We start from the raw sequence: 4,978 nt of genomic DNA on the forward strand, positions 1-4,978 counted from the left end.
CCGTGAGCCCCTGACCACGGAGCAAGAGACCGTGATGAGCACGGAGGTGATGCCGACCCTGCAGACCTGACAGGTACAAGCCCCCTACAACCTCGAAGACGGCTACACCACTTCCAGGGACTTGACCGCTTGGCCGGCGGTGATCAGGCTGACCAGCGGCAGCCCTGCACCGTCGACGAGCTGGTGGATCTTCGTGCTCAACCCGCCCCGTGAGCGCCCGATACCGTGATCGGCGGGCTCTTCACGCAGATTCTTGTAGTTCGATCCAGCCCCCTGTGAGGATTTGGAACCGGGACATGCCTTTCAGGGTGTCAGCCGACCCCTGGACTTATTGTCAGACACGCCCTAACTGCCTCCCTCACATTCGGGGAGACTGAGCCCGGGACTGTCGCACCAGGCGGTCAGTTGAAGTCGCTTCCCTTCTCTTGTTTACATATGGCCGGATAGCGGACACCAAGCTAGCTCTGGTGACACCTATCTGATGCGGCAGTTCCGGCGCGAGGCTTGATCCGAATTAGCGACGCGGAAGGCGCTCCCTTGCCGCGACTACTAATGACCGAATGTTGTCGTTAGTAGTCGCGGGTGCCGCGGACAGCCGCCCGTCGTGCCTTGACGAGGGCTTCTTTGAGCAACGGCTCGTAGATCTCTATGCCGCGTTGGCCCAGGAGGGCGATGTCCTCATCGTCAGAGTTGGCGAGGTCTCGAAGATTGTCGAGTTTGGCCGCGTACCGTTCGTGGTCCTCGCCTGTAAAGGTTCCGACTTCAAGGGTGTAGAGGAGATCGTCGGGTTCTGGACGAAGTGGGCGGAGCATGGTGGCGAGGGTGTCGAGTGGGTAGCGGTGTCCGAACTGGAACTGGAGTGCGCCAAGGAGGTTACGGACGGAGATGTTGAAAGTGGGTTCGCTGACGGTTTCGGTGATCCAGTCGGTGTCGTTGCCTGCGATGACCCAGAAGAGTTCGCGCGCTAGTTCGGTCTCTCTGACTTGCTGCCAGAGCTTGTCCCGTTCAGCGGGGGCGAGGAGCCGGACCGGCTCTTTCCATTCGTCGAGGTCTCGGTAGCGGCTGCGCATCGTGGTTGTGGCGTGCTTGATGAAGAGTTCGATGAAGACCTCGGGTGATGCCTTTGCGAGTGCATTGAGCGCTTGGGTGTGCATGTGGTCGTGTCTGCTGTTTTCAGGAATGGTGTACGACTTCATGGCGTCGAGCCAGTCCGGGTCATCCGGCATGGGATCGGTGTCGTAGGCCCATTCGGCGGCCCAAAGTGCTGCCGCGGTTCCGCGGACTTCGTCGCTTGGGTGTGTGAACAACGCGTGCCTGGTGGGTTCGAGTGCTTCTTTCAGCGCAAATGCTGACTCGAGTTGTTGGACGTCACGGGGGGCTAGTTGGTCGACGACCCTTTGAATGAGAGCCGAGTTCGTCGACTGGCCGATGACGGCGCTGATGACGCCGTGTCGGCCGTTCGGGTCTGCGAGTAGTCGGTCGACGATCGCGTGCGTGAGCTGGTCGGTGCGGGCGCATGCGTCGATGAGCGCTGAAGCTGATCCTGCAATGCCGTGGTCGATAGCCGTGGTAAGCCACTTAATTGGTTCCGGGTCCGGCTGGTACGCGAGACGCGCGAACACTTGCGAGGACCCGGTGGTCGTTTGGTCTGCGGTCGCGAGCTCGGGCTCGTGGGCCTTTAACCAGTCCATTAGAACGTCGGGTTCCTGTTGCTGGAATGGAGCGAGAGCTTCGTCGAGTGCGGCTTCTTTGCGGCGCCTGATTTCGTCGTAGGCGGTCAGGTGTTCGCGTTCGTGCGTAAGTGCTGCGAACAGCTTGTCTGGTTCATCGAGTCGGATCTTGAGGGTGCTTGCCGCCTGGTTGAACCGGAATCTCACGCCGGGGGTGGTGATGACTGGGGCGAGGGTGTTCGCGATGTTCTTCGCGATGCGTTTGCCAGCCCTCACTTGGGCGTTGTTGGTCTTGCCGCCGAATGGGAGGTCCCATCCATTCGCGATTCGCACCCATTTCTCGAGCAGGGCGATCAGTGTGAGCTGGACGGCGGGTGTTAGTCCGGGGGCGCGAGTTGCGAGTTCGGGCCGAATGGCGTCGTACAGCGTTTCCATGTGAGTGGCGGGCCATGTAAACGACTGCAGGATGAACTGGTGGAGGACCTCGGGGTTCATGTAGTTGCCGTCGAACGTCGGGGCGAGGATTTCGCACGTGAGCGCTGCCCAGACAGTGTCGATGAGTTCGGCGTTGGGCACGGTCTGGAGTGCTTCGACGAGTTTCAAGAGACCGGCGAGCTGGGGTTGGTCGCCGCTGCGTGCGTTGCGGACTTCTTCGACGAGCTCCTTGACCGCTGGTTTGATGTCGCGGTCTGCGTCTTCAAGAACGGAGAGCGCTTGGACGAAGGCGCTAACCACGCCGGGGATGTTGCCTTCCACTGCATCTGCGACGCGTGCGGCTAAGAGCTTCGCTTCGCTCTCGGCAGTCGTGGGATCCCCGGCATTGAGCGCTGTGGTGACGCGGGCCAGGTAGATGTCTACGACGGCTTGTGATTGCTCGGGGCCGAGTTGGCCGAAGCTTCGTAGAAGTTCGACGCCCTTCGTGGAGGCGGGTAGTACAGCGATGAGTTCGCCGATGGTCGGCACTCTTGGGTGCGTTGCGCCGAGGAGTTTCGTGTAGATCTGGATCTGCATGATGTCGGCAGCCAGTTCAGGAAATGTGTCTTGGACGTCGCGCAGTCGGACGGGTGAGGCGGTGCCAGAAAAGTAAATCTCGGAGGCAACGCTGGCGGCGATGATGTGCGGTTGGACGCGGTAGGTCTGGGTGTGCTCGATCTGTTGGGTCTCATGGTTGTACCGCTTGTGGTCCTGAACATCGACGAGGCCGGCGATCGCGACGGATCGGATGAGCCGGATCAGTTCGGGCTGCCGGATCTGGAGGAGGTCGGCCAGGCGGCGCAACTGGTCGTCGTTGACCTGGCCGAGTAGTGCCAGGGTGCCGAGCACATCGACTGCATCTTCCGATGCGTTGGACATGCGTAAGAAAGCGAAGATCTGTTTTCGCAGCGCGTTGCCGGTCCATACGGACGTCCAGTCATTTTCATGAATGAGGAGGTCGGCAAGGTTCAGTGCCCAGGCTGGGCGGCCGTCGGCTTGTGTGAGGAGGCGCACGATCACCGCAAGCCGGGTGATGCCGCGTTCGCGAAGTATCGCTCCGAGCTCTTCGCGGGTGAGGAGGTCGACCTCGAACTGGAGCGAATTGGGGAGGCGGTCTGCGACCCGATCTGTCTCGTGCGGCCAGCACGTTGCGACGATGCGGTAGTTGAGCTTCTCCGCGTCCCTCAGTTGTAGGAGGAGGTCCACGTCTTGGAGCCGTGCACCGGAGTCGTCGACCACGACCAGGGCGGGCTTGGTTTCGATGAGGTCATCGAGAAGTCGTTCGGGCGTGGGTTGCCGTTCGAGGAACAGGGCGCCGTCGAGTTTGCTGGCTACGTGGCTCTTTCCGACGCCTGGAACTCCGAACAGGGTCACGTCGGAGTTGGAACCGTTTACTTCGGCGATGAGGGCGTTACGTCCGATGGTCGATAGTTGTTGTTCGTCGGGGCGTGCTCCGCGGGGTTGACGCGAGAAGCTGAACGGTCCGCCTTCGATGTCGAGGATCTTGCGTCGCCAGTCGGGGTTCTCTCGGAACTGGTTCGCAAACCATGCTCGGTCGTAGACCTGCACGAGTTCACAATTGAACTCCTTCGCGATGTCTTTGAGCTTCTCGCGCTTCGACCTGTTCGCTTCGGCGAGGTTCACCGCGACGACACGCTGGACGGGGATGTGGTTCTTCCGCATCGACCGCAGGCTGTCTCGCAGGCTCTGCTTCGCGCCGTCCCAACTCCGCGAGGACGTGATGATGAGGCCGGTGATCCGCGAGTCTTGGGTGATCTCTGCGTCAAGACCGAAGTCGGAGCCTCCGGTGATCGGCACGAGCCCGGGGTGGATAGGACTGAGCAAGGAGGTCGCGCAGTCTTCGAAATCGTGCGGGTTGATCCGTGCACGCGTATCGGAAAGGCGTTGGTCGATGCGGTCGAGCAAGTTCACCACAACCACCTCGGTGCTGACCAGCATTCGAACCTATTGAGGGGGCGCATGGGGCGAGTGTACTCGCGAGTGACGACGGGCCCTGACCCTGAATCTTGGACACGCGGAATCCAGCACGTGGCTGGGGAAAGCGAGAATTCACGGAGGAAGGAAGAACTACACCGACGAGTTCCGTCGGCGGGCGGTGGACTTGTACGAGTCCACGCCGGGAGCGACGCTGAAGGGGATCGCGGCGGATCTGGGTGTGTCCCGTAGCGGTGGTCCCTTGGGTCGCGGGGTGGTCGGAGTCGCAAGCGGGAAAGGTCACGACGCTGGCAGCCGCGCAAGCCGAGGCCCACAAGCTCGCGCAGGAGCGGGACATCCCCCGCCAGGCGGCGAAGTATCTAGCCGGGGAGACGAACTGGTAAACCGCTTCCAGTTCGTCGAGGACCACACAGTATCCAGAATGTTGACATATCAACATAGTGCGAGTTAGGGCGTGTCTGACAATAGTTTCAACCACGCGATCACCGCGTTCAGCACCACGGCAGCCCGGTAGACGATGGAGTACTTGTCGTACCGGGTGGCCAGGCCCCGCCACTGCTTCAGGTGCGCGTATCGGCGCTCGATCACGTTGCGGCCCTTGTAGGCGGTCGCGTCCAGGCCCACGGGCCTACCACCGCGGGGGCCGCGGCGTCTGCGGTGGCCTCGCTGATCTGCCGGCTCGGGGATGACGGCCCTGATCCGGCGGGAGCGCAGGTGGGTGCGGATCGCCCTGGAGGAGTAGGCATTATCGCCTAGGGCGTGTTGCTAAAGGGTTCGGGGACGTGGATGCGCGAGTCTGGGGTCATGTCGCGTGATGTCATCTCGGACGAGGTCTGGGCCGTGATCGGCCCGCTGTTCCCTGCCCCGAAGTCCACGGG

The 4,978-nt window shown here is 61.8% G+C and carries 1 protein-coding gene and 2 pseudogenes; all 3 read right to left on the reverse strand.

From position 1 onward, the window contains the following. Positions 1 to 126: 126 nt before the first annotated feature. A pseudogene (locus MF605_RS12140) lies at positions 127 to 273 on the reverse strand (IS5/IS1182 family transposase); the annotation flags it as partial. Positions 274 to 569: 296 nt separating this feature from the next. Then, complete coding sequence (locus tag MF605_RS11710; protein WP_134417093.1) at positions 570 to 4,103, reverse strand: hypothetical protein; 3,534 nt, start codon at positions 4,101 to 4,103, stop codon at positions 570 to 572. 444 nt (positions 4,104 to 4,547) lie between these two features. Next, positions 4,548 to 4,898 (reverse strand): annotated as a pseudogene (locus tag MF605_RS11720) (transposase); the annotation flags it as partial. Between the last annotated feature and the right edge of the window lie 80 nt (positions 4,899 to 4,978).

The organism is Micrococcus luteus (assembly GCF_022664405.1).
In the GTDB taxonomy this organism is placed as follows: domain Bacteria; phylum Actinomycetota; class Actinomycetes; order Actinomycetales; family Micrococcaceae; genus Micrococcus; species Micrococcus luteus.